Source organism: Clostridium sulfidigenes (assembly GCF_052067195.1).
Classification (GTDB): Bacteria; Bacillota; Clostridia; order Clostridiales; family Clostridiaceae; genus Clostridium_J; species Clostridium_J sulfidigenes.
This window is the reverse complement of the sequence record NZ_JBQHQR010000015.1, coordinates 49,095-74,025: the sequence shown is the minus strand read 5'-3', so window position 1 is coordinate 74,025 and position 24,931 is coordinate 49,095. Positions and strand designations below refer to the sequence as shown.

Genomic DNA, 24,931 nt, shown 5'->3' with positions numbered 1-24,931 from the left:
TTCAAATTATACCATTTTACAAAGTAACCTCAACTTAAACATATATTACATTTAAATTACCGTTTTCATGCTAAGTTTTCTCGCTAAATTCAATCTGCTCTTCACCTGATTTCACTAAGATGTTAATGCCTCTTGGGCAATCCTTGCATGGACATTCGTAAAGCTTGCAAAATAGCCATTTCATCAATATCCTTATATAATTTGTTTAGTTTATTTCTTTACTATTTACAATAGGGTTGAATTCTTACTATTGATGTCATAGCATATTTAACTCCATATAACACCAGGTCGTTTTTGCCAATCCTTTAGTTCTATGCTCCAATACCCTACCCACTGTTTCATGTTCTCATATTCTGGAGATTTTGGATTCATCATAATATTTCTAAACTCAATAAATCCAGTTACTCCTCCCACGTCTTCTGGTGGCGATTGTCCCTCTGCCTCTAAGAGGTATGGTGACTCTTTATCATAATCTTCTATTACCTTTATTAGCTTAATTTCATGTTCCCAGTTATCCCCCATATCATAGGTATAAATTATATAATTTTGCTCCGATAATATTTCATTAAGAGTACTATTTCCCATTAAAATAGCATTATTATCGTATTCTAAATCATCTTCAAATGGTACTATTCTTTTTGTTAGTTCATTAGTATCCTTATCAAAAGCAGTAAAGTCATATAAATGATATCCTTTCCAATCAAATACCGACTGAAGCACCTTGTGGAACTTAGCCAACTTTATATTGGCCGGTACAATTATTTTTCTTATAGCCTTATATATATGTAAATCAAGTGTAATCTCTAACTCAAAAGCTTTATATTTATAAATCTCTTTTCCAGTAATTTTTTTAAGTTCATCTCTCATTAATCTATAAGGATAAAAACTGTCTTCACTTTTCACTCTACAACCTACTATTAGTCTATTTGAAAAACAACCTACGGTGTCATTTAAAACTTTTTCACTCCCATCATATTCATTTCCAACATAATGACAGCATTCTAATCCAGCCTTTGTTACCCAGGATGCTGCTTGCCTGCTATTATTCTGAACAAATTCTATACCACCTGACATTTCCATATACTCTGCCACAACCTCTTCATTAAAATTCATGGCTAGAAGTGTATTTGAAATTGCATCATTTATAATTTCCCTTATATTTTTTAAATTCTTTTTCTTTACCTGATAGACTGCAACAGTAAACCTAGTAGCATTATTTACTAAAACAAGCATATCTTCTGTTCTACGATTGTCCCAAACATTAGTCCAGTTTGCTGTCCAAGTAAATAATGGGTTTACCTCTTCCTTAATAATTGATGGTTTTATATCCATAGCAGTAGCTAGCTTTTTAGTTAGTGCAATTTTCATAGTTTGACCTCCCTTTCATTATTTTTATCTTTCCATTGTATATAATTCTATGTTCTTTTCTTTGAGCTATAATGTGTTCTCTTTCTTTTTATTTTACCATCAACAATTTCAACGTTACTTCTATGTATTATTTCCTCTTGTACTTTCTCAAATTTTTCATGTTCTATTATTGGTTCATGAGCATTTTCTAGCAAATATTTTTCTTTATCCCCATAATTTCTTTGCTGTTTGTTATTAGGAAATGTACCTGTATAGGTTTTACCTAAAATTACATTTCCGATATATTTTTCATTCGTTAGTATTGTTTTAATAGCTTGTTTAGACCACTTATCGTGCCCATAGGAGATTTAATATTTAAACGCTCTAGATCACGTATTATTAAGTCTACACTATATCCCTCTAAATATAAATCATAGATTTTTCTAACAACCACTGCTTGTACTTCATCAATTGTAAGTTCACCATTTTCATTATGTTTATACCCATAACACTTTCTATTATAAAGTTTAGATTGCCCAGATTCAAATCCTCGCTTTAATCCCCATTTTATAGCTTCACTATTTGATTCACTCTCAGCCTGTGCAAATGCAAGTAATTTTTAAGGTGGATATGTTTGGTTCTGATTTATCCAATAAAAAATCCGAGAGCCAGAGTTTCTACTCTGACGCTCGGAAATTCCTTTATTTCAAGGCTTTTTAACCCTTTACCTATCTTTTCTTTTTATCAATACAACACTCTCAACGTGGCTAATAGTTTTTCGATTGATGTCAAAGTATTAATCAGTGGCTTGTTACGTACAAGGAAACATATCGATCCATTTTTTTTAATCCAGCTGTTTGAGGAAATATATCAACCTCTATAACATCTTTGTATATTCCTTAAGTACTGAGTTTGGTATAAAAAAATTCTTCCCATAGCAAACTAGAGTAATCTCTTTGTCTTTTGCTAATTTCTTAATGTTTTCTTCCTCAGTTGGGTTACTCCTTAAATAATCATCTAAGAGGGCATAATAAACCCACTTTTGATCGCAATAATATAATTCATTTCCTAATTGTTTTTGTAACCAATCTTGTGTTAACTGATACGTAATACTATCCTTAATATCTATATCACAATTCGATAAGTTTGGTTGAGCTGTTAAATGATGTATATAACCTCTTATGTTTCTAGAAATATTAGGGAACATTCCATTACTTGAACAAAAACCTCGTCTTCTTGTTCTATTTCCATAATCATCATAAGCATAATAATAGTCTGGATAAACAATCTGCTTACCTTTATTACTCCAACCTTTTCTAGGAATATACTTATATGCTCTCATAAATAATAGCATATTATTAATAGGCTTTACATCTACAATCTTTTTACTAATCCATAATTGTATTACATTCTCCAAATCTGTATCAATAAATAAATCCGTAAGTGTTTGTATTGGTAATATTACATTCTCGAAGCTACTTACGTTTCCAGTATACGATTTCCAACTTACGCGTGATATATGCTTAAAAATAGTTTCTTCTATATTGTCTACGTCTAGATAGGAAAACTGATCAATTAAATTGATCATAATACTTCGTATCCCACTATGCTCAATTTCTTCTAACTTTTTTTGTAATTCTTCTGCCGTAATAATAGGTTTTTCATTTTCATCAAGCAGGTTATCTACAAATCCATTAATATATGGTAAATTTTCAAGTTTCTTTATTTCTTCATAATCCTGTGAAAAAAGTCTTTTTCTCTGTTTTACAATTATTGTATTTAGTCTATCATCTCCTACGTGTAATCTTTCACTGAGCTCTATACATTCTTTAAATTGTGTATTCAGAATAATTATCGACTCCACATAATTATTATAATCTTTTTGCTCTTGATTGGAGGTAGCAAATGAATCTTCTAGTTTTAAATAATAGGTTGGAATAGCATATGTACTATATTCAGCATACCACATATTATGCTTTTCGTCATAATATGCTTGAGTATTTTGTACTACATTTTTATTCAATAGAAGCTTTATTGTTCTCAGATAACTGAGTAGCATTTCAATATCTTTATCTAGATTTGATATATATGACCATATTATAACGTCCCTCTTTGCCTCTTCTTTTATTATACTAACCCTATGTCCGTTTACATTCTCTTTATTAGTATAAAATGATTTTAAAAAAAGATTAAGCATACTTGAATAATTGCTATCTTCTAGATTCCAGAAAACACCTTCTATAGAATTTATCTCTTTTGTATACTCTCTACCTATTGTATCAAAAGAATAATTGACACATTGACAAGTTTCTTCACTTATTTGAAGGTCTATAATATTATTTATAATTTCTTGAACTCTATATAAATGCTTTTTTTCTATCCAATCAATATTATTCTCATTATATTTTTCAATATCTCCTTCTTGTTCAATCCACATCATATAAAAACAAAACTTTATAAACAGTATTTCTATTTCTTCTTCGTACCACTCACTACTACAATCTTTAGGTTGATAATTCCTAAAGAATCTTAACCACTTATTTTCCATGGATAGGGCAAACGCTTTAAAATCTACACCTAAAATCTGTTTAGCTTTATGATACAATTCTGCCTTAAATATCTCATAATCTTCTAGGTCTAACCCATCATTTAGATCCATAAAAAACTGTTCAGCATCTCCCACTTTTTCAACTGAAACTAATTCAAAATAAACCTTTTGCATCAAATATTTAATATCAATATTATTCTCTTCATCTGGGCTACTTACATATTTTTGCTCTCTAAAACAATTGATTAGGTTGTGAATTGAAAACGTAGTATAATCGTCTATACAAATATCAGCTTCTTTTCCTTTAAGTAAAGAGTCTATATATTCATTGGCACTTTTTCTCCCTATAAACGAGAATTTTTTAATTTGCTCTATATAAGTATCATCTGTTTGTGCATTAGAAAGATATGCTACTAAGTATATTAACGTTACTAATCTTTGCTGCCCATCATAAATATAGAATATATTCTCATTATCTTTATATCCCATGATGCAACTGAAATAAAATTCTTCCTTATGCTTATTCATTTCTTTAAATAAGCTTTCAAGCTTTTTGCCCCCACTCCCCATAACATAATCTCTTTGTACATCTGGAATAATTATTTTCTTAATTTCACCTAATTTACTCTTGCCTATTAAAAAGTCCCTTAGATTAACTTTTTCACTCTGCATATCAATTCCCCTTACTACACAGTATTTTTTCTCTTCGTCAAATATACGTTGAATATTTCTTCAAATTCCTCTCTTACTGAATTATCTTTCATAATATGTCCCCATCCTTTTTCTAATTCACTTGGTAAATCTGAGTAGCTATTTTCTACTATTTCATCATTACATAATTGGGATTCTAAAAAATAATTAAGGTTTAAGAAATTATTATCTTCCAAAATACTATCAAATATTGTTTCCTCTAAATCTTTGTCTACAGAATCTTTATTATACCCCAAGCCAAATATTTCAAAAAAACGTTTACCTTTTAATTGATGTAAACAATTAAAACTATTATAAGCATTCCAATATCCTAAATCTTGAATATCATAAAATAATCTATCTAACACTAAATTATATTTAAGCAATTTAGTGTACTCAAATTCATAAATATATCCTTTTTTATTATTTTGATAATATCTATCACAAAATAATACTTTAAGACGATTTTCATCTTCTTCTAAAAAATATCCTTTTCTTATTAGATTCCATATTTTATTATTTTCGACTTTGTATAAATACGCAGCTAATACTTTGAATAAGTTTAAAATGTTATTTCTTTCTTCTAAGTTATTTTTAGTATCAATAATTAAGTTTGTTTTGATAAAATCTGAAATAACAAATCTAGTTTTGTTTTTATTAATATTTAAAAATTCATCTATTGGCTTCGATCTAGTAATATGAAATAGTATTTCAACATTATGTAAAATGTACTTAATATAATCTTGAACTTTCTCATCTGCATCAACATAGATATTTTTAATTTCTAATAGTCGTTCTCTCACTCTATAAACATATCTCCTTAGGATTATGTCTCTTTCTTTTTTCTCTTTAGGGGTATGGAGGATATTTTTATTATAAAAGGCACTTTCATGAGATATTGAATTTAATATCTCAAATATTTTTGTGTATTCTATATTTTTGCTGATACCTATAAAACCATATATTCTTTCTGATAATAATAACATCTTATAAATTTTATTTATTTGTTCAGGTTTTTGCCTTTCTTTAACATTATTTAATATATCCCTAATTTCATCTTCTAACCTCTCCAATTTAAATGCTTTAATAAACTCTATTATCTTATGGTCTTTTATAGCAGTAAAATTATGTTTATTAACTTCAGAATTTATTCTATCTACATCTACAGTAGTTAATGGTAGTAATACAGCATTATAGTTTTTTTTAAATCTAATAGTATCAGTGTATAAGTACCTCTCGTCGCATTCTTTTTTCAAGTTATTTTCTATAAAATACTCTCTTTTCTCATCCTCTTCTAAATCTTCATCTCGTTCAAACTTAAACTTAAAATACTGTTTTTTATTATCCAAGTATTTTAATAATAATGTTAATGTTACTATTCTCTGTTGACCATCTACTAGTTGTACTTTTTGACTATCCATTCCCTCATCATAAACAGTTATCATCCCAATAGTATATATTTTATCTTTATCATTGTTATAGGCATCCCATAAATCTTGTGATAATGTTGCTGCTGCCTCTTCACTCCATTTATAATTTCTCTGAAGGAGAGGTATGTATACTTCCCTTTTATTAAAGTAGTTATTTATTAAACATTCTAAAGGTATCATTTCATTCTCTTTCATTTTACTTAACACCTCCATCTTCTATGTTAAGGGTATCTTCTTGAACTCGAAGTAATGTATATTTAATAATCATCCAGGTTAGTTGTTCCTTGCTTCTTTTCTCAGTTTTATAAAAGAACTTTGCATCTTCTTTAGGCTCCATAAACTTATCAAAGTAATTTTTTTCTTCTTCCCAATTAATTAAATCTAAAAATGTCATCTTGTTTTTTATATCATTTATTTCTTCTGTGCTTAATTGATTTATTTGGTCTAAAACTTTATCTAAACCTTCTAATGCATCGTTCCATTCTTTAGTACTATCCCCTTCTTGAGACATTTCAGCCTCCTTCATAGCTTTATGCATTCCACTAATCTGTGTTACTATATCTTTCTTAATATTTATAAATATTTGGTCTAAAGTTAGTACTGGCTCGCTTGTATTAACTATATTCCTATATACTCTTAATAGGAATATAAATTCTATCTCACTCAACTCTACTATCTCATCTGAAGAAATTGGAAAAGTATTTACTACATGCCTATCTAATATGGGCGTTCCATGGCTACAAATATTTTTCTCTTCCTCAAATAAATCGAGCAACCATTTATTTAAATACATCATATTTTCATCTCTTACGTTTGAAAAATCAATATTAAAGTTAACCCCATTTAGATCTCTTGTTTTAATATTGGTCATTCCATAAAATGTAGATTGTTTCCCATCAATCTCAACTATGTTTGTATGTACATCTCTTTTCATTACTAAAGAACATTTTCCATGCGCATATTTATACAATGCAACACCTAAGCTCTTAGAGTAAGAAGGTAAACTTGTTCCACTTCCATTTACTTGTCCAACCGCTAATGCTACAATAGTGTGAAATAATGTACTTTCAGCCACCATTCCTTTATTTAGAATTTTAAAAAGTTTAGTTCGTTCATCTTGAGAAATGGATACATCTTCAAAAATTTCCATTAAAGTTTGTATGTTAAGTGGTATACACTTTCTGATCCTTTCAAATTTCTTATTATCCTCTCGAATATTAGATGTTGCTCTAAATAAGTTTACTTGCTCACTTCTTAACTTAACATTATAGTAGTAGCTAGTACCACACCATTTTAATTCCTTCATCTTGTTATCAAAAATATAATATGACACTAATTTATTGATTACTTTACTTTCTTCTCCGTATTCAATTACTAAATCTGATATTAGCGAATTAAATCTATAATAGTAAGCAAACGCTCTTATTTGACTATCAGTACGATTTATATCTACAAAACTACTTAAAACATTAGTTGTGTCTTTGTTAAGACATTCAATTAGAACTTCTTCATATGAGCCTTTTTTTAGCGCCCATAAATAAGACATTAATACTATACATTTTTCATCTAAAATATTCTCCCATTCTAGTTGTTTCTGTTTAAGTTCAATATCTGGTATATCTTTCATAATATCTAGTATTTCTTTAAATATAATAGTCATCCCATTCCCCTAACCAAGTACGCTTAACGCACTCTTTCTAATTTATAATTGTAAGAATATTTTACATCATCTTTTTATATGTTTGTACTACTTATATGATTTTCCTATAAAACACTCTTCAAGCAATTTGAGTTTCTCTCTTACCTTTTTAAGGGAATACTCAAAATGGTGCCCGTTTGTAAATGTCAACATGAAAATGCATAAATATTTCATAGTACTATGTAGTAAAAATATAAAGTACTTTACTGTTGGGAATCTTTCATTAGTTCAATAATATCTTTTGTTCTATAGGATGTACCTACTATTTTTATAAATAACCTATCAAGAATGGCGTTAGCCAGTGCAACATCAGAAAATACTTCACCCCATTTACTAAAGGGTTGATTCGTAGTTATTATAGTTGAAGTATGTTCATATCTTTTTGTTATTAATTGAAAGAACAGATTTGCTCCTAATTTATCTATTGGCAAATAACCTATTTCATCAATTATTAATACTTTATATTTACTGTAATGCTTTAATCTTATCTCTAACCTATTTTCATGGTACGCTTTTCTAAGATTCTGAATTAAATTGTGACAGGTTATAAAATGATGTTGTATAAATAAAGTTGACACCTTATTCTCGTATAATTCAAAATATAATTAAGAGAATAAGGAGGTGCTTATCATGGCACAAAAACGTTATGACCAGGATTATAAAGTCCAGGCGGTTAAGTTAGCCAATGAAATTGGTATTAATAAAGCTGCAAAAGAAATAGGAATTGCTCCAAGCACAGTAAGCGGATGGGTAAAAGCCTCTAAAGAAGGCGTACTTGATTTAGGTGCTGGTTCACACACTCCTGATAGTGCTCTTTCCCTTACAGAAGAACTTATGGCTCTGAAAAAGCAAGTTAAAGATCAGAGTAAGGAAATCAAACTTTTGAAGGAAGAGAATGAATTTCTAGAGGAAGCAAGCGCTTTTTTCGCCGCCAGCCGTCGGAAGTCAGTAAAAACTCACGAATGAGATTTATAGCTATTAAGACTAATGACGGCATGATTAAGGGTAAAATATCATTTTATTGTAGGATGCTTAAAGTTAGCCGTCAAGGCTTTCATAATTATCTTGCAAATAAGGATAAACCTTGGAAGTATGAGGCTCTTGCTGAAGAAATGATAAAAATCAATACTGAAGATGAGTACAATGATACCTATGGTAGAATCCGTATGCATCAAGCCTTACTTCTAAAAAATCCTGAAAATGTCCATATCCCTAGTGAACGTACTGTTTATAGAGTTATGGAGGAAATTGGTCTTAGTCATAAACCTAAACGTAAGCCTAATGGTATAACCAAAGTTGACCGCGAAGCCAGAAAATCCGATGACCTTCTTAAGCGTGATTTCAAAGCATCTGAGCCTCTTAAAAAGGCTGTAACAGACATATCAGAAATTAAAGCAAAAGATGGTAAACTCTATGTATCTGCAATTTTTGATTGCTATGATTTAGCAGTTCTTGGGCTTTCAATGGATACAAATATGAAAGCTACCTTGTGTGTAAATACTCTTAATAATGCTTTTAAAGTTTATCCTAAACTCAGGAGTGCTATTGTTCACTCTGATAGAGGTACACAGTACACCAGCAATGAATATCGCAATGTAATAAATAAATATGGCACTTACTGGCGTTAATTTTTGAAATTTGTATATCTCCTCACTCATATCTTCAATCCCTTCTTAAATCTTTTTATTATAACCTAATTTTAAGACTAAATAACTCATTCTACTATCTATAAGTAATAATTTTCTCTATTAAATCTCTTTAGACTACAGTCTCGACGGTAGTACAATTTGAATGCATGTCCCACAAGATATTATAAATATAAGATAAATTTTTCATTATCTATGTAATGGGCATTTGCAGTGTATAAATATTAACCGCAGTTAGATGGTAAACATTTTTTGAGGAACTCAAACTGCTCACTTATTTGTAAAAATATATAAATCACATGATTATGACAACTTACCAAAAATCAAATCTTTAAATATACTGTCAACATATTTTGACCAGGTTATTGTTCTTTTTTCGCTATTGCTAGAAATAGTTTTATCTAATTCAAAACATTTTAATATAACAAGCGCAGTTACTCTTTCTAAGAACTCCATCTCTTCGTCTCTCCTTGAGAAGTATGATGACTGACCCGCATGCAAAAAATTATTTCGTGACGAATAGAGTTTTTCCAAAGGTTCCGAAACTTCTGATATACTTCTTCCTTCAAAATCTATCATTCGTGGCACTATTGCGGAAAGGCGTAGCCTTTTTTCATTGAAGCCTTCTGTCAACAGAGATTCTAAGGCTGTAATATAAAGCAATAATGCCAAATCTACATCATTATATTTACTTTTTTGTACAGTGGCTTTTCCGTATAAAATTAGTGCGTTAATGAACTTATCAGTCAAAGCATCCGTTTCTTTCTTCGTTACCGCATCAAACAATAAACAAAAAATCTTTTGATATTTTTCTTCTGCCATGAAATCAATATCTATTTTGCACTTTAATTGTGCATTCCAACTGAACCCATGTCCACGACGCCAACCGTCCTTTGCTAAAATAGCAACATGGCTATTCTCTTCTTCCCATCCTTTAGCCATACGAAATATACTTGATTCCATGCCGAACGCTGAATGAAGAAGCTTGAATATGTCTACTGAGAATTGAGCCATCTGATATGCAAATCTACTCACGTTTTCTGTTTGATTTTCAACCTTAATAATCATAAGGCTAGATTCAAGAAAATCTTTTGACCGACTTTTGCGAGTATGGTCGAGAGAGCTTTTCACTTCATAATAATCAATATGCGTTATATCCGATATTTGTTGTAATATCTCATTTTCATCTTTTTGCGTTATCAGATGAAAGTTTAAAAACGAAACATCTTTTTCTAATCCTGATCCTTGTAATGGGAACACCAAAAAGTGCTCATCTTTATTAATGTTGAAATGATTTTCTATGTATAAAATCAAATCATCTAAATCATCTTCAACTGTTTCCTTTATTCTCAAATATAATTCAACTGCAGATACAAAGAAATCATTCGAGTAGTAAGGATGTTTTACAATAATTGGGTGCAGCAAATCTAATAAGTTGGTAAATGGCTTGTCGCCAAAGTCAAGCTCCTTCTTATCATTTTCCAAATAATAATGCTGCAATGCCTTATAACATGCCTCAATCTTTTTTCTATCTGTATTGCTTATTTTAAACATATCCTTTTAACTCCCCTTATTGCTATAATTACTATTTATTATACAACTTTCGTCACGGCATTTCCATAATTTGTCCAATTAAAAGAGACAGAGTTCATGGATATCTATGTCCAAACTCTGTCTCTCTTTACTTTATATCAAAAAGCCCACTATACTACCAATTGAAATTGGTACATTTAATTAGCTCATACAAAAATGCTTTAACGCATCCTTTATAGCTTCAACCTTTTCAAGAGTAGGACACTTTTTCAGATGTTTCAATTCTTTAACAGCATTAGGCGCATCATACATCGGTAGTCCCAAATCTATTTTCACTTCTGCGATATAGGTGGTGTGTACCTTAAAGCCATATTTATCTTCAATATATTCCTTTATTATTTTATAGGTTACACGCTCACTCGGTTTATATTCTTCTGCTGTTTCAGCGATTTTATTAACAGGGATTTTTCCTTCACCCTTGTAAATTATATAATGGAAATGCGTAATTATTTCAACATGAAAATGTAGGATTTTATGCATTTCTATTTTTTTATGTCTTTCGTATAATGTAATTGATTTTACTAAGAGAGAAGGTGCAGGATGCGAAAAAACATTAAAAATAAAGTTTTTTATTATACTATGGAGAAGAGATATTTGGTTAATAAGAACGAGTTGGCAAGAAGATTAAATTGTGATCCGCGAACAGTGGATAGGTAGGGGGTGCGGACATAAAGTTGGACTACCTTAGGGCTCCGAAAGGAGCTTCAGAAAAATGTATTCTCAAGAAAAAATTGCTATAGCATTGAAACTATATCATCAATGTGGCTCTGTAACGAAAACAGTGCAAACACTAGGATATCCTACTAAAAAAGCCTTATATGCGTGGATTCATGATGAGGGTAAGCCTAAAAAAGAAAGAAAGATACTTGAGCTCATTAATACTAAAACGCATCCACGAAATTCACCTGTTGAAGTAAAAATGGATGCATTACATCGTTGCTTTAAATTGGGAGAAAGTATAAAATCAGTATCAGAGGATATTGGTTATACAAGATCCAGCATTTATGCTTGGCGAAAAAAGTATCTTCAGAAGGATGCGGTTGCATTGATGAATGATAAAAGTATCCAGTCAGAAACTTTAGAAGAAGGTTCAGTTGCATCCAACGCTAAGGTTGAAGAATTAAAAGCTCAAATGCTTAATACGCAACTTGAAATAGATATTCTGAAAGAAACAATAAATGTATTAAAAAAAGCCCCCGGCATCGACCAGACAGCTCTCAAAAATCGGGAGAAGGCAGTGATAGTTGATGCCCTAAAGAATAAATATTCACTGCCATTATTGCTGGGAAAACTAGATCTTCCAAAGAGTTGTTATTATTACCAAGAGAACATCTTATCCAAGTCATAACTACCCGTAAAACGGGTGGCTTGGTCTGAGGCTATAAGAGCCTCTTTTTCTAGCCAGCGTCTAAAATGCTGGCCTTTCACTCCGTTCAAAACCACTTTGCTCTTGTTACTTTTGCTACCCATTAATTGGTAAACTTATTACACGCTACCCTTAAAAGGGTCTTCAAACTCTTTGACACTTAATTTATCTTTCATTTGATCTTGTTTTTCTTGTTCTTGTATATACTTTCTTATAGTTGCTTCATTTAGTCCTACTGTACTAACATAGTATCCTTCAGACCAAAAGTGTCTATTCTCAAATTTATACTTCAAATTTGCATGTCTTTCAAAAATCATCAATGCACTTTTACCTTTTAAGTATCCCATAAAACTAGATACACTTATCTTAGATGGAATCAAAACTAACATATGAATATGACCTGGCATTAAATGACCTTCTATAATTTCTACTCCTTTATATTTACACAAATCTCTTAATATATCTCGTATGCTTTCCTTATACTTATTATATATTATTTTTCTCCTAAACTTAGCTGTAAATATAATATGATACTTACACATCCATCTTGTGTGTGCTAAACTTTTATCCATGAAACTCACCTTTCCTCTCATTATAATAGTGGCTTGAACACTTCTGTTATAATGGAGAGGTGAGTTTTTTGTATAACTTAATTGTTCTCAACCCGCATAGCAGGTGGTTTGACGATTTAGACAAAGTTTATAATAGGTGCGAGGAATTCTATAGGCCTTACCCGTCCAGTTAGAAAGCTCACAAATCCAACGGCCATTGGGCTCTTCATCCATTAAAAAATCTTTATGCTTTTCCCTCTCATAGTGTTTCACCTCTTATAGGTTGATTTTTAAAAGTGTTACATATTTCCACAAGAACATGAATAAATACTGTATTAATTTCATCAATTTTTGTATAATATTTATCAGAAATATTCCTATATTGATGTGTTATAAGATTCCATATAGAATATATAGCGCTTGCAGAGTTGCTTTTATTTTTTTCTCCACATTTTTCAAGTAGCTGATTGCATAATTCCATCAAATTATTTTTTTCTAACAGTCTAAAAGATAAAAACAAATAGCATTACACATGATTACTTTACGATGAATTTTTTATTATTAATTCGAATTAAAAATTTATTTCAGTCAAAGGTTATTCTTTTTTTAACATGAAACTTAACAAATAAAAATGTATTAGTTCATACAAAATCTATGTACAAACTTATTGATGAAAAATTCACATTCTTTATAATTTTCTTCTTCACTATTTATCCAGATTTCTGAAAGATGTGCTACAATTTCATTTATGTCGAATCCCAACTCTTTTGCCAAATCAAGCAACCAATCATGGGATTCTTTCCCATCTACCATCGAAAAAGCAGAAATTAGATCATCTTCGCTTAATCTTAGTAAATCTGCCAAGTTACCCACTTTATTTTTGCATACTTGCGAAAATTTTTCTTCTACACCAATATTACAAGGTAAAAATTCAAATTCCCAATTTACACAATTTTTTATACTATCTTCTTTAATTTTCATATCGCCGTCAAAAATTCCAATTATTTTATATGAAAAATTACTCGTTTTAGGAAATTTTAAACGATTTTTTATCTCCCCTTCTCCTTTCAAAACTTCTAAGTCAAACTGTCTTACAGCTGGATTCACTCCAAATTTTCTCGTTAAATACTTAAAAAAACTCAATGCTACTTGATCTTCAAAATATAAAATACCTTTCTTTTTACCTATCAATCCCAATTTATTCAGGACTTCATCCCTAGATTTTGGATACGTAACACTAGTTTTAGAACTATGTTTACTAACGATACAAATATTCTCTGTTGAAATATTTTCAATTATATGTGGTGAATGTGTTGTTAGAATAGTCACCAGTGATTCCTCAGCTGCTTTCTTAGCGATAAAATTCATTAAATGTTTCTGAGATGGAATGCTAATAAATGTTTCTGGCTCTTCAATAATTGCAATATCAGCATTTTCAATTTCTGTCAATATCCAGTGAACGTAAAACAAAAAATGTTCCCCTACTCCCATTGCAGTACTATCATACATTACCTCACCACATTTAACTTTATAGTATGGTATTGATATATCATCATCTTCTATTATAGTAATTTTAATTTCTTCATATGATTTACCAACTAAATATGAGAGCTCATCAACATGCACCTTTCCTAATTCATTTTCATCGAATTGCTCTAAAAATTCTTCAATATTATCTTGAGATAAAAAACCTAAAACTTTTTCAGCTCCTTTGTAGTCGATATAATTGCCTAGTTTATCTCTACCAACGCAATCTTTTAATCTTTTCCCATCAATATTAACAACTAATCTGTCTGGAAATTTTTCTACTTTGCTTTCCACAATATTATTGGCTATTTTTTTCTTATCAAATTCATTTAACTCTATTCCAATAATGTCTTTTATAAAAGAGATTACAGTGGATTTTCCAGCGCCGTTGAGACCACAAATAGCATAAATTCCTTTTCTAATATTTACTTTTTCAAGCCCATAAATCCCTTTAAAATCAATCTCTTGAATGTTAAATTCATAGGATTGATTTTTCTGTACACCGCGCCAATAATCGAGGGCTTTAGCTTGTCTAATCATAATGATTCCCCCCATTTTAATTCATTATTTATACCGTCAAGGCAATATGCTACATTACTATTTTCATTGTAGAGTTTTTTAAACAGGTAAATAGTCTCATTATCTGTATCAAAATAAATAGCTTCAAATAGCTTCAGAATGATATCTCTATAAATAATTGATAATGCATCTGTACTTCCCATACTTGCTCTTTGATTAAATGTTAGAGCTAAATTTCCCATAAAAGTATATCTATTGTACCATTCAGGTGTAAACAACTCAAATTGTCTATGACTTGAAGATTTATTACTTCCTTTGATATAATTCCTATATTCTTCAAATTGAAAAATTAATTCTCCTATCTTTTCTAATGATAGTTCATCTAATTTTTTATGAATAAAAATCATCCAGCTAAAAAGGGTCGCTTTATTTAACTTAACCTTGTTTGAAAAATTTCCTCTTCCCATTTCCAAACAGTATACTAATTTATCTAATATTTCTTCTGTTCTTGATATAATAAAATCTTCAAACGGCTTTCCATCTCTGTATTTATCTGATAAATCGCCTGATGTTATTTTTTTCTTCAAAGTATTGATTTCAAGTGTGTAGCAAAATTTAGAAATAATTTCATCGTATGCTAATCTTGAATTTGAAAATCCTATTAATTCTGAAATCCCTTTATTTTTTTCAAATCGTTCTACTAATTCTTTTATCTGATTTCTTGGAGTACTGATGTATGCATTTCTTCTTTCTGCAGAAGTTAATGTTGCAGGCTGATTGAGTCTAAAAAACAATTCTGCAGGTTCTTCTGGCTTATAATCCATAAGCGTAATGATTGTTAAACTATATCGATTAAATCTTCTTTTTACATTCTCTTGTAATTCTTCATATTTAAAGCCATTAAGCTTATTAATTTCTTCATCATAAGGTAATATATTCCCATCTATTGATATATTATTTTCTAAAAACTCCTTGATTGCTACTAATCTTTGTTGTCCATCAAGAACTTCATCTTTATATTCATCTGTTCTTATAGCATGAATCGGTGGTATTTTCCATCCTCTCAAAATTGTATCAATTAGCCTTTTCTTTTTTTGAACACTCCAAACTTCGCCTCTTTGAAAACTCGGTTGCAGAATTAATTCTTCATTTTTTATCCGTTTTAGAACTACTTCAATATCTAAATCTACTGGATTACACAGCATATAAACTCCTCCATAGCGATTGTTTTTTAATATAAAATCTATACGTAGCATCTTGCAAAGATAATTTGATCAATAAACAAATCTTCTCCATCTTCACTCCGCCAGGCATTTTTCTGCCTAGTTTAGTGTAACCTATCCTAATTGGCCTAACAAAAGCATCAAATGGTCTCCACTCTTCCAAACAGTTTATTGGGTTAATCTAAATAATCACCCTAATCCTCAACTGATTTTCCATTCAATGTTGCCATAATTTCCTTAAAGCTCTCTAGACCAGCTTCTATATTTTCGATAATCTCATTCGCTAAGATATCTGGATCAGGAAGATTATCTAAGTCGGCTAAACTTTTATCTTTAAGCCAAAATATATCAAGGTTTGTTTTGTCCCTTTCAATAACTTCTTCATAAGTAAACTTACGCCATCTACCTTCAGGATTGCTTTCTGACCAAGTTTCTACACGATTATTTCTATTCGTTGGATTATAGCATTTTATAAACTTTTCTAAATCATTAAATGCCAAAGGTTTCTTTTTAAGCGTGTGGTGAATATTTGTTCTGTAATCATAGAACCATATTTCTTTCGTCCAAGAATCTTTGGCTCCTGGCTTGTTATCAAAGAATAGTACATTTGCTTTTACTCCAGGTCTATAAAATATTCCCGTCGGTAGCCTTAAAATTGTGTGAAGTTCTGTTGTTTTTAACAGTTCTTTTCTAACAGTCTCTCCCGCTCCACCCTCAAAAAGAACATTATCAGGCAGCACTACTGCAGCTACTCCCGTTTCTTTTAGTAGGGTTCTGATATGTTGTAAAAAGTTCAATTGCTTATTCGAAGTTGTAACCCAGAAATCTTGGCGATTATAAACTAGATCTTCTTTTTCCTGCTCACCTTCTTCATTGGTAATCGTCATACTAGATTTCTTTCCAAAAGGTGGATTTGCCAATACATAGTCAAATCTTTTGCCTTCATCAGATACCAAGGCATCTGCAGATGAAATAAATGTTTCACCATCTATTTCACCTATATTATGAAGGAACATATTCATCAAGCACATTCTTCGAGTATTTGCTACAATTTCATTCCCATAAAAAGTTTTATTTTTTAAAAACTCCTTTTGTTCTCTATCTAAGTGATGGTTGTTGATGATGTAGTCATATGCCGCTAAAAAAAATCCGCCTGTCCCACATGCAGGATCTGTTATAGTTTTCATTGGCTCAGGCTGAACACAAGCTACCATAGCTTGAATAAGAGCTCTAGGTGTAAAGTACTGACCCGCACCACTCTTTGTATCTTCAGCATTTTTTTCTAATAAGCCTTCATAGATTTTACCTTTTAGATCCGCACCCATCATGCTCCATTTCTCTTTATCTACCATATCAATGATTTTATAGAGTTTTGAAGGGTCTTGAATCTTATTTTGAGATTTTGTGAAAATTTGTCCTAGAATACCTTTTACATTCGATAGTTCTTTTAATGTTTTATTATAACGAGACTCTAATGCTGCTCCACTTTCATTTTTTAAAGTTTCCCAATCACAGCCTTCTGGAACACTAATTTTTCGATTATATGGAGGTTTTGCAAATTCATCAACCATTTTAAGAAAAAGCAAATAAGTAAGCTGTTCTAAATAATCTCCATAACTTACCCCATCATCTCTAAGAATATTGGCAAAACTCCATACTTTTGATACTATACTTGCTTCATTACTCATGTTAACATCCTCACTTTATTTCTCTTTTTTTATTCTCTCTAAAAGTTTTTCAGCTGGTTCCCAATCTGGTTCTTTTCGACATGCTTCTAACTCGTCTTTACTTAACAATTCACCTTCAAAAGCTTTTTTTAGAATGCTTTGGCGTAAGTCTTCTGATTTTTCAAGACCTTCATCTATGTTGGTTAAGATATTGTCACAAACAGAAAGGCGAGTTTCGATTTCTTGAACTATTTGATTTTGCTCTGTTCTTGAGCAAAGAGGCACTATAATTTCGTTTACATCTTTAAGACTAAGATTGGCTCTTGCAACATCAACCTTTTTTTTCAGATATTCTTGCTTAGCAACCTCTGAGTTTAAGAAATAATTTAAATATTTATTAGATAATTCTTCATTAAGTCTAATAATTGCTACTGCTTGATTTATATTTGCTAACTTATCCTCTTCAAATATTGCAGATCTTCCAATCGAAGCACCTACAAGATTAAACAGGACATCTCCTTTATTTAAAACTGAACGTTTTTGAATTTCATTAAAGCCAATTGAAAGATATTTCTTTTTTGACAAATCCATATACCCTTCTCTTACATTTTCACTGGTAATAAATAACAACTGCGAACTATCATCAATATAATCAAATCCCTGCCATTTAGGGGAAGCTCCTTTTGTTATTAATATTGCAAAATATGATAATGACTTATATGTGATAATGGCGTTCGTCAACTCCCCCTCAAAAGCTTTTTTCAATACAGCTTGACGATAAATCTCCAACTTTTCTTTAGATTTTTTAAGATTATCAATTCCATTATCTAATTCACTAAAAAGCTGCTCGATTTTTGCTACTATGGCTCGCTGTTCAGGAAGAGGTGCAAGTTTAAAAGGTAACATAGCAAAAGCTTTTGCAGATAATTCCTTAAATGTTGTTCCACTTGCATTTTTTTCAGCTGTATTCTTTAATGCCTTGAATTGATAATACACATATTCTGAGTATACAATACTATATGGAATTAAGCTTTTAAATCCTTGATTAGTACACAATTCATTTTTTGCAATTACAACATATCCAATAGGAGCTCTTGAAGAAAATAAAACCGAATTTTGTGGCATCAATTTAGCTGAAGATTTCTGAAGTCCTTCTATTGTTATGCTTTTTTTTCCTTTAGTTATATATTTTTCACCATATCCTGATAAATCAGCAGGTGTAATCCAAGAAATATCTTCTCCCCAAAATTCAGGTATACTTGTTTTAGGAGTTCCGCCTGACACTACTTTACCTAACTTTCCCAATTCCACTTCTATCCAATCTTCTCTCATTACGCTACCAACACCTCATTTAATTCATTTATAATCTCATCCATTTTATCTCCAAATAACTGATACATTTTCCCTCTGCCTCCTTGTGCGTCAAAAGGTGTGTAGTCTAAATCTTCCACTTCTACATGAAAACTTGTTGCTATATGATCTTTTATCATTCTTAACCAGTCCATCTGTTCCTCATTAAACTTTAACGAGCCTGCTTGTTTTCCAAAAACCCAATTCTGAAAATTTTTATCAACCGTTTTACTATATGGTGTAAGTTGCTGGTCAATTCCTGCAACTCTTCGAATGAGTGATACTAATGCAACAAGCTCACTTTTAGGATTATCACCCTTTACTTCTTCTAATTGTGAATACGCATCCCAAACATAATGAGGTGCAAGCAAAGGTTTTTCAAGTTTGATTTTTTCTAATAATTCCTTAATCATCTTAAAAGTAATTTCTCGTCTTTTATAAGGCTGATCATAAAAAATACTTAATGCTGTTATTTCATCTTTATGAGCTTCTATATAGCTTTTAAAATTTTTAACTAACTCCTCAGCCTTCTCTATTGTAAAACTATCCCATTCAGCTCGTAAAACTTTATCTTGATTGACAATATCAATAATTTGTTCATGTACCTTTCTTACATTTTCAATGTATTCATTCAATTCTCCTGTAAAAAGTTTCGCCGCATCAATAGCCAATTCATCTTGTACTTGTTGACGACATGCTTCTTCTTTAGCAGGTGAACGTTCTGCTTCAGGAATTTTATCTATAAGCACTTGAGCTTTGGAATCAATAATATCTTGATCATAAGCATTTAATAAATCCTTAATTGCCGAATTCATGCTCTTTCCGCCACTTATTTCTTCAAATTTGACTTTTTCGTCATCTGTAAATTGTTTCTCTAATCGTATCAAACGATTTGCAAGAGAAGTAAATAAATCCTCATCTTGCACTCCCATAGCAACTGCCCCTAAAAGATCTTTCAAAGGCACACTTGGTTTTCTTTCAAGTGGTCTGCTATCAGTTTTCTTAGATTTTGTCGCACCAATAGCATCAATAATAACAAAATGCGTTTTTGTGTGTTTTGCAGTGCGCGTAACACGCTTAAGGTCATCAAAACTAATGGTTCGTGTTCCACGCCCCTTCATCTGTTCAAAATAATTAATGCTCTTTACATCTCTCATAAACAGCAAAACCTCAAGTGGTTTTACATCTGTACCTGTTGCTATCATATCTACAGTTACGGCAATTCTTGGCGCCCATGAATTTCTAAAACGATTCAAAACCGATTTAGGATCTTCATCAATTTTATAGGTAACCTTTTTACAAAAATCATTGCTTTCATTAAATTCCTCACGAATAATTTGAATAATATCATCTGCATGACTATCTGTTTTTGCGAATACCAGTGTTTTAGGCACTTCAAATTCTTCATTTTCATCAAAACGGTCTGGGAAAATTTGTGGCAAAGCTTCTTTATAAGCTTTGATTATATGCCTAATTTGACTAGGATTGACAACATCTTTATCTAGCTTATTTGAAGTATAAATATATTCTTCATCTAGCCTTTCCCATCTCTTCTTTCTAGTCAATTTTTCTCTCTTATCTACATATTCTTTTGCCTTAATTTTTGCTCCCGCTTGTGTAATTTCAGTCTCTATCGTAAACATATCATAAGGAACATTGACTCCATCTGCAACAGAATCTTCGTAAGTATATTCGCTGACTACATTTTCATTGAAAAAACCAAAAGTTCTTTTATCAGGCGTAGCAGTCAGGCCTATTAGGAATGCATCATAATAATCAAGCACTTGTTTCCACAAATTATAAATTGAACGGTGACATTCATCTATAATAATAAAATCAAATTGTTCAATAGGATTTTTTGCTGAGTATTCAACAGGCATCGGTTCTTTCTTTTGCCATTGCCAGCTTTTTTCATTTGGATTTTCCTGTTCTGCTGATTCTTCCAATTCTTCCCCTTTTAAAATAGAATATAGTCTTTGTATAGTGGAAATACAAACTTGACTATCAGAAGCAATATAACTGGAATTTAATCTCTGAACATTATACAGCTCCGTAAATTTTCTATTATCGTCTGTTGGCTGATATTTTAAAAACTCTTGCTCAGCTTGTTCGCCTAGGTTTTTTGTATCAACGACAAATAGAATCCTTTTAGCCTGTGCAAACTTCAATAATCTATATACAAAAGTGCAAGCTGTAAATGTCTTGCCCGCACCAGTAGCCATCTGAATAAGTGCTTTAGGTCTATTATTTTTAAAAGATATTTCTAAGTTCTCAATAGCATTTATCTGAGCAGGACGTAATCCTTCTTTATCTAAAATTGGAATGTTTATTAGCCTTTTTCTTAATGTTTCTAGTTGCTTAATCCATTCTAGTAATGTTGCAGGTTGATGAAAATGAAATAATTCCCTTGAACGAGGTTTTGGGTCTCGGTAATCAGTAAAACGAGTTATTAAACCTGTACTTTCGTATACAAAAGGTAGAGGTTCTTTATTCAAATTATACTTCAGTTTTGCTTGGGCATATCCTGATGATTGGTCTTCTGCAACAGTAAGTCTTTGCCCCTCTTCTTCTTTTTTCGCCTCAATTACACCAACAGGTTTTCTATCAATAAATAGTACATAATCTGCAGGGCCAATATCGGTCTGATATTCACGAACAGCAACACCTTGTGCAGCAGATAAATTTACTTTGTTTTTTGACTGTACTACCCATCCAGCCTGATTTAACATCAAATCTATTTTGTCCCTAGATTTTTGCTCTGGATTCTGATTAACCATAGTTTCCCCCTCTTTCTCTTCAATTCATAAAAATCGAAATTAGCATTCCATTAATTTCTTAAGCAATTCCAAATCTATTCCCATTTCCTTACTATAATCGTATAAAGCTTTTCTCTCTAACATATTCGGACTATTTTTCCCATTTTCCCATCTGTTGATGGTGGCAAAACTAACATGGAGTTCTTTTGCAAGCTGTTCTTGACTAATGTCCAACGTTTTTCGTATCGCTTTTACAACTTTTGAAAAATCCATTCTTTACACCTCCATATCACTTCCTTAATTATAACATTTGCTATAATTTTATTCTACAAAGTCTTCCAATTTTCTTAGTCGACCACTTCCCCCACACTCACTTGTAATACCCCTGCAACATTTCTACCAGTAGACCATTTTACCTACACTATCAAATCCCCTCTTCCAACCCCAAAAACCAAAACAAAACCACATACCAGACTCAATCCAGCAGATGGTTTATACTCTACAACTATTGATTTTACTATATTTTTAGCAGTTTACTTATCCTCAGCTTTTGACATCAAGACAACCGTTTCCACGTGGCACGAGAGGATAAAAAGTACGTCAAATGCCAACTCTCGTTTATGGGAATATATCGACTGATTTTTTTACACTATCGGTATGCGGGAACATATCACTAGTTTATCGCACAACTGTAACATTATTAGTAGCCCTATACTTCTATTTTTGAAAGAATATGTTAGTCCACTTGCTCCTGAAAAATAATAGATAGTTTGTCAAATATTCTATCATACCCAACAATAAAAGATATATCGTGTATATCCCCAATATCAAGAATCATAGCTTCTTTTCTTTGGGTAAATAATTCTATTCTAAACTCTGACTGTTTTTGAAATCTAAGGTCTTTTGTAAAAGAATCATCTAACTGAATTCCACCATTCACAATATTAGGAATGCGTTTATCACGATATTTAACTGCACCATGTTTCCCAGCAATGCCAATCTCTTGAGTTGCAATTTGAACTCGTTTTAAGAACTCACCGACATCTGTAATTATTAAGGCACCAATATCATTATCTATGAAATCAGCCAGTTCTTCTTTTGATAATTGAAACTGTCCAACACTTTGTGTTTCGTTTTCTTTTTGTAAATTAATAAGTTTGAACATCATGCAGAACACTGGATGATATAATGCTTCCTCATCATAAACTATTCCTGGAGCAGGACCTATTGGCACTTCTTTTCTTTCTTCGCCTTCTACTTGTATGAATAATTTATGTTTTTTTATATTTATCCAAGATGCTTCTTGGACATCTCCTATCCCTTGCTCACCTGTAGTCTTTTCCATATCTACATAGAATTTTAGGTTATTCATATACAGTTTTCCACTCTGTATAGATTCCAAATACTCAAGTTTGCTAATTTTCACCAACAAAGCAAAATCCATTATTCCCTGCAAATTTACCACCACCTATTTTATCCATCAGCTAAATAATCTTCCTATCGCACTACCTACCTTGGAAATACCCGTACTTATAGCTCGACCTGCAGATTTCAGTCCGTTTACTGCAGCCTTTGCTACGCTTCTTGCAGCACTTGCAACTTTCTTTCCAGCATTATAAATTGTGTCACCAATTTTTGAACCGCCAAAATAGCCGACCATTCCTCCAATAAATCCAGTTACTACAGCCAATGGAGCACCCACCACTGGAATCCATCCTGTCAATTTAGCTCCAAGAGCTGCTCCTTTTGCCATTCCCCACAGACCGCCTACCATAGATGTAGTAACTCTTCCCATTTGGTCGAGCCCTTTTGTCATAGATAACTCTCCAGATGCAATCTTTGCTAATATCTTTACATTCTCAATTCCTACGCAAGCAATATATGCAATTACCCCAGCAGGAGTTGCTTTTGGTATAAATGAGATTATGCCTTTTCGAATAGCTACTTGAAGTGTTCCAGCAGTAACAACTTTAACAGATGTGTCTGCTCCTGTTTTAATTGCAATCTCAACTATTTCATCAGCGTCAACTTTTTCACCATTGAATATCTTACTAGCAACATTAAGTCCTGTTGTAACTGCTGCAGCTTGTAATGCCATTGCACCTGCATTTTTTCCGATAGACATTGCCAAATCTTTAGTTTGATAATGACTATAATCCATACTTGGCATAATTCCATCTTCTTGCGCTGCAACTTGAAGTTCTTTCATATCTTCCTTTGTGAACTTTTTGCCTTTTGCACCCCAAGCGTCGATATGATTTGTTATTGTTTTAGATGAACCTTTTGCTTTGAAATGAGCTTTAACCTCTTCTAACTGTTCTGAAGGAACAATAATTTGTTGGTTATTGTAGTTTCCACGTTCAATTAAATCTATTGTAGCTTTAGCATCCTTACCAAACTTCAACTGGTAGTTCTGATATTTCCCTGTATCCAAATTGATAGCTCTTACATCTACAGAGTTTTCTGTAAAAACATCTCGCACCTCAACCTTGATATTTTTTCCTTGCGAAAATCCACTTAACTCTGTTGTTTTTGCAATCATATTTTCTGCGATGTTTCCATCCAAATTAGGACTCATCTTAATGTTACCATCTGTTGAACGTTGAAGGGCATCTGCCAACTCCATATTCTTCTGATAAAGTATATTATCCATAGATTGCAGAACTTCACCATATTCATTTACAGCCATACCTACAGATGCTTCTTGCATTTTATCTGCAAGCCAACTTTCTTTAGATATCCCTCGTGTTGCGGCCTCATTTACAGACTGCAAATTGCTATTAAACACTTTTATAGATTCTACAATCTCTTCAGCGTCTTGCTTTGCTTCTTCATCAGTTACTTCTGACAATTCGGTCTTAAATAATTGCTCTAACCATTCTTTATCTGTCACTGATACATCTTTTTCTTTATACGATTTAAGATACTTCTTAAAAAGTTCCTTTACAGTTTTAGCCTCTCTTTCAGATATATACTCCGCACTAGTAACTTCATTTGAATTTTTCTTTTCTTCCATTCT

The 24,931-nt window shown here is 31.5% G+C and carries 22 protein-coding genes; 3 read left to right on the top strand and 19 right to left on the bottom strand.

The features are described 5' to 3' along the window. Window positions 1-267: 267 nt before the first annotated feature. From ACTNBA_RS15660 to ACTNBA_RS15630, 7 genes are all read right to left on the bottom strand, one after another. The gene (locus tag ACTNBA_RS15660) at window positions 268-1,368 is read right to left on the bottom strand and encodes a plasmid pRiA4b ORF-3 family protein (RefSeq protein ID WP_441075192.1); all 1,101 of its coding nucleotides are present in this window, start codon (window positions 1,366-1,368) and stop codon (window positions 268-270) included. Window positions 1,369-1,415: 47 nt separating this feature from the next. Next, window positions 1,416-1,649 carry a recombinase family protein gene (locus tag ACTNBA_RS15655; RefSeq protein WP_441075252.1) on the bottom strand — a complete coding sequence of 78 codons (234 nt, stop codon included), beginning with the start codon at window positions 1,647-1,649 and terminating at the stop codon, window positions 1,416-1,418. A gap of 14 nt (window positions 1,650-1,663) precedes the next feature. Continuing rightward, complete coding sequence (locus ACTNBA_RS15650) at window positions 1,664-1,801, bottom strand: recombinase family protein (RefSeq protein WP_441075191.1); 138 nt, start codon at window positions 1,799-1,801, stop codon at window positions 1,664-1,666. Window positions 1,802-2,224: 423 nt separating this feature from the next. Next, entirely contained in the window at window positions 2,225-4,567 is a 2,343-nt protein-coding gene (locus ACTNBA_RS15645; protein WP_441075189.1) for a DUF262 domain-containing protein, read from the bottom strand. 14 nt (window positions 4,568-4,581) lie between these two features. After that, a complete protein-coding gene (locus ACTNBA_RS15640; RefSeq protein ID WP_441075188.1) occupies window positions 4,582-6,210 on the bottom strand; it encodes a DUF262 domain-containing protein in 1,629 nt (542 codons plus the stop codon). Between the two features lies 1 nt (window position 6,211). Continuing rightward, window positions 6,212-7,675 (bottom strand): hypothetical protein, encoded by a 1,464-nt coding sequence (locus ACTNBA_RS15635; protein ID WP_441075186.1) that lies wholly within the window; start codon window positions 7,673-7,675, stop codon window positions 6,212-6,214. Window positions 7,676-7,917: 242 nt separating this feature from the next. Next, the gene (locus ACTNBA_RS15630) at window positions 7,918-8,292 is read right to left on the bottom strand and encodes an ATP-binding protein (protein WP_441075184.1); all 375 of its coding nucleotides are present in this window, start codon (window positions 8,290-8,292) and stop codon (window positions 7,918-7,920) included. Between the two features lie 52 nt (window positions 8,293-8,344). Between ACTNBA_RS15630 and ACTNBA_RS15625 the strand changes: the two genes are divergently transcribed. Next, complete coding sequence (locus ACTNBA_RS15625) at window positions 8,345-8,680, top strand: transposase (protein ID WP_441075183.1); 336 nt, start codon at window positions 8,345-8,347, stop codon at window positions 8,678-8,680. Then, window positions 8,677-9,342 carry a DDE-type integrase/transposase/recombinase gene (locus ACTNBA_RS15620; protein ID WP_441075181.1) on the top strand — a complete coding sequence of 222 codons (666 nt, stop codon included), beginning with the start codon at window positions 8,677-8,679 and terminating at the stop codon, window positions 9,340-9,342. The genes ACTNBA_RS15625 and ACTNBA_RS15620 overlap by 4 nt, the downstream gene beginning before the upstream one ends. A 321-nt stretch (window positions 9,343-9,663) precedes the next feature. On the opposite strand, the gene ACTNBA_RS15615 is transcribed toward ACTNBA_RS15620, so the two are convergent. Then, window positions 9,664-10,914: a hypothetical protein gene (locus tag ACTNBA_RS15615; RefSeq protein WP_441075180.1), complete on the bottom strand. Its 1,251-nt coding sequence runs from the start codon at window positions 10,912-10,914 to the stop codon at window positions 9,664-9,666. Window positions 10,915-11,094: 180 nt separating this feature from the next. Beyond that, window positions 11,095-11,433 (bottom strand): RNA methyltransferase, encoded by a 339-nt coding sequence (locus ACTNBA_RS15610; protein ID WP_441075178.1) that lies wholly within the window; start codon window positions 11,431-11,433, stop codon window positions 11,095-11,097. A 232-nt stretch (window positions 11,434-11,665) separates the two neighbouring features. Here ACTNBA_RS15610 and ACTNBA_RS15605 point away from each other — a divergent pair, with 232 nt between their 5' ends. Then, the gene (locus ACTNBA_RS15605; RefSeq protein ID WP_441075176.1) at window positions 11,666-12,301 is read left to right on the top strand and encodes a hypothetical protein; all 636 of its coding nucleotides are present in this window, start codon (window positions 11,666-11,668) and stop codon (window positions 12,299-12,301) included. 137 nt (window positions 12,302-12,438) lie between these two features. Here ACTNBA_RS15605 and tnpA read toward each other — a convergent pair whose 3' ends face one another. The 10 genes from tnpA to ACTNBA_RS15555 all read right to left on the bottom strand — a co-directional run bounded on the left by tnpA (window position 12,439) and on the right by ACTNBA_RS15555 (window position 24,928). Continuing rightward, window positions 12,439-12,891, bottom strand: a complete 453-nt coding sequence (tnpA, locus tag ACTNBA_RS15600) for an IS200/IS605 family transposase (RefSeq protein ID WP_441075175.1) — start codon at window positions 12,889-12,891, stop codon at window positions 12,439-12,441. A 238-nt stretch (window positions 12,892-13,129) separates the two neighbouring features. Continuing rightward, window positions 13,130-13,351 carry a hypothetical protein gene (locus tag ACTNBA_RS15595; protein ID WP_441075174.1) on the bottom strand — a complete coding sequence of 74 codons (222 nt, stop codon included), beginning with the start codon at window positions 13,349-13,351 and terminating at the stop codon, window positions 13,130-13,132. 155 nt (window positions 13,352-13,506) lie between these two features. Next, window positions 13,507-14,937: an ATP-dependent nuclease gene (locus ACTNBA_RS15590; RefSeq protein WP_441075172.1), complete on the bottom strand. Its 1,431-nt coding sequence runs from the start codon at window positions 14,935-14,937 to the stop codon at window positions 13,507-13,509. Next, entirely contained in the window at window positions 14,934-16,172 is a 1,239-nt protein-coding gene (locus tag ACTNBA_RS15585) for a GmrSD restriction endonuclease domain-containing protein (protein ID WP_441075171.1), read from the bottom strand. Before ACTNBA_RS15585 ends, ACTNBA_RS15590 begins: the two co-directional genes overlap by 4 nt. A 161-nt stretch (window positions 16,173-16,333) precedes the next feature. After that, on the bottom strand, window positions 16,334-17,827 hold the full coding sequence (locus ACTNBA_RS15580; protein WP_441075170.1) for a type I restriction-modification system subunit M: 1,494 nt from the start codon (window positions 17,825-17,827) through the stop codon (window positions 16,334-16,336). Window positions 17,828-17,842: 15 nt separating this feature from the next. After that, the gene (locus ACTNBA_RS15575; RefSeq protein ID WP_441075169.1) at window positions 17,843-19,138 is read right to left on the bottom strand and encodes a restriction endonuclease subunit S; all 1,296 of its coding nucleotides are present in this window, start codon (window positions 19,136-19,138) and stop codon (window positions 17,843-17,845) included. Continuing rightward, entirely contained in the window at window positions 19,138-21,933 is a 2,796-nt protein-coding gene (locus tag ACTNBA_RS15570) for a type I restriction endonuclease subunit R (protein ID WP_441075168.1), read from the bottom strand. Before ACTNBA_RS15570 ends, ACTNBA_RS15575 begins: the two co-directional genes overlap by 1 nt. A 39-nt stretch (window positions 21,934-21,972) precedes the next feature. Next, window positions 21,973-22,185, bottom strand: a complete 213-nt coding sequence (locus ACTNBA_RS15565) for a helix-turn-helix domain-containing protein (RefSeq protein WP_441075167.1) — start codon at window positions 22,183-22,185, stop codon at window positions 21,973-21,975. A gap of 463 nt (window positions 22,186-22,648) precedes the next feature. Next, window positions 22,649-23,314, bottom strand: coding sequence for a hypothetical protein (locus ACTNBA_RS15560; RefSeq protein ID WP_441075166.1), 666 nt, complete (start codon window positions 23,312-23,314; stop codon window positions 22,649-22,651). Between the two features lie 78 nt (window positions 23,315-23,392). After that, a complete protein-coding gene (locus tag ACTNBA_RS15555; RefSeq protein ID WP_441075165.1) occupies window positions 23,393-24,928 on the bottom strand; it encodes a hypothetical protein in 1,536 nt (511 codons plus the stop codon). Window positions 24,929-24,931 lie beyond the last annotated feature (3 nt).

What these genes read in the sequence shown, in the direction of transcription:
- ACTNBA_RS15625 (WP_441075183.1), top strand. Translation starts at nt 8,345, where the DNA reads ATGGCACAAAAACGTTATGACCAGGATTATAAAGTCCAGGCGGTTAAG.
- ACTNBA_RS15565 (WP_441075167.1), bottom strand. Translation starts at nt 22,185, where the DNA reads ATGGATTTTTCAAAAGTTGTAAAAGCGATACGAAAAACGTTGGACATT.
- ACTNBA_RS15635 (WP_441075186.1), bottom strand. Translation starts at nt 7,675, where the DNA reads ATGACTATTATATTTAAAGAAATACTAGATATTATGAAAGATATACCA.
- ACTNBA_RS15570 (WP_441075168.1), bottom strand. Translation starts at nt 21,933, where the DNA reads ATGGTTAATCAGAATCCAGAGCAAAAATCTAGGGACAAAATAGATTTG.
- ACTNBA_RS15640 (WP_441075188.1), bottom strand. Translation starts at nt 6,210, where the DNA reads ATGAAAGAGAATGAAATGATACCTTTAGAATGTTTAATAAATAACTAC.
- ACTNBA_RS15610 (WP_441075178.1), bottom strand. Translation starts at nt 11,433, where the DNA reads ATGCATAAAATCCTACATTTTCATGTTGAAATAATTACGCATTTCCAT.
- ACTNBA_RS15585 (WP_441075171.1), bottom strand. Translation starts at nt 16,172, where the DNA reads ATGCTACGTATAGATTTTATATTAAAAAACAATCGCTATGGAGGAGTT.
- ACTNBA_RS15595 (WP_441075174.1), bottom strand. Translation starts at nt 13,351, where the DNA reads ATGGAATTATGCAATCAGCTACTTGAAAAATGTGGAGAAAAAAATAAA.
- ACTNBA_RS15575 (WP_441075169.1), bottom strand. Translation starts at nt 19,138, where the DNA reads ATGAGAGAAGATTGGATAGAAGTGGAATTGGGAAAGTTAGGTAAAGTA.
- tnpA (WP_441075175.1), bottom strand. Translation starts at nt 12,891, where the DNA reads ATGGATAAAAGTTTAGCACACACAAGATGGATGTGTAAGTATCATATT.
- ACTNBA_RS15660 (WP_441075192.1), bottom strand. Translation starts at nt 1,368, where the DNA reads ATGAAAATTGCACTAACTAAAAAGCTAGCTACTGCTATGGATATAAAA.
- ACTNBA_RS15620 (WP_441075181.1), top strand. Translation starts at nt 8,677, where the DNA reads ATGAGATTTATAGCTATTAAGACTAATGACGGCATGATTAAGGGTAAA.
- ACTNBA_RS15590 (WP_441075172.1), bottom strand. Translation starts at nt 14,937, where the DNA reads ATGATTAGACAAGCTAAAGCCCTCGATTATTGGCGCGGTGTACAGAAA.
- ACTNBA_RS15615 (WP_441075180.1), bottom strand. Translation starts at nt 10,914, where the DNA reads ATGTTTAAAATAAGCAATACAGATAGAAAAAAGATTGAGGCATGTTAT.
- ACTNBA_RS15555 (WP_441075165.1), bottom strand. Translation starts at nt 24,928, where the DNA reads ATGGAAGAAAAGAAAAATTCAAATGAAGTTACTAGTGCGGAGTATATA.
- ACTNBA_RS15580 (WP_441075170.1), bottom strand. Translation starts at nt 17,827, where the DNA reads ATGAGTAATGAAGCAAGTATAGTATCAAAAGTATGGAGTTTTGCCAAT.
- ACTNBA_RS15645 (WP_441075189.1), bottom strand. Translation starts at nt 4,567, where the DNA reads ATGCAGAGTGAAAAAGTTAATCTAAGGGACTTTTTAATAGGCAAGAGT.
- ACTNBA_RS15605 (WP_441075176.1), top strand. Translation starts at nt 11,666, where the DNA reads ATGTATTCTCAAGAAAAAATTGCTATAGCATTGAAACTATATCATCAA.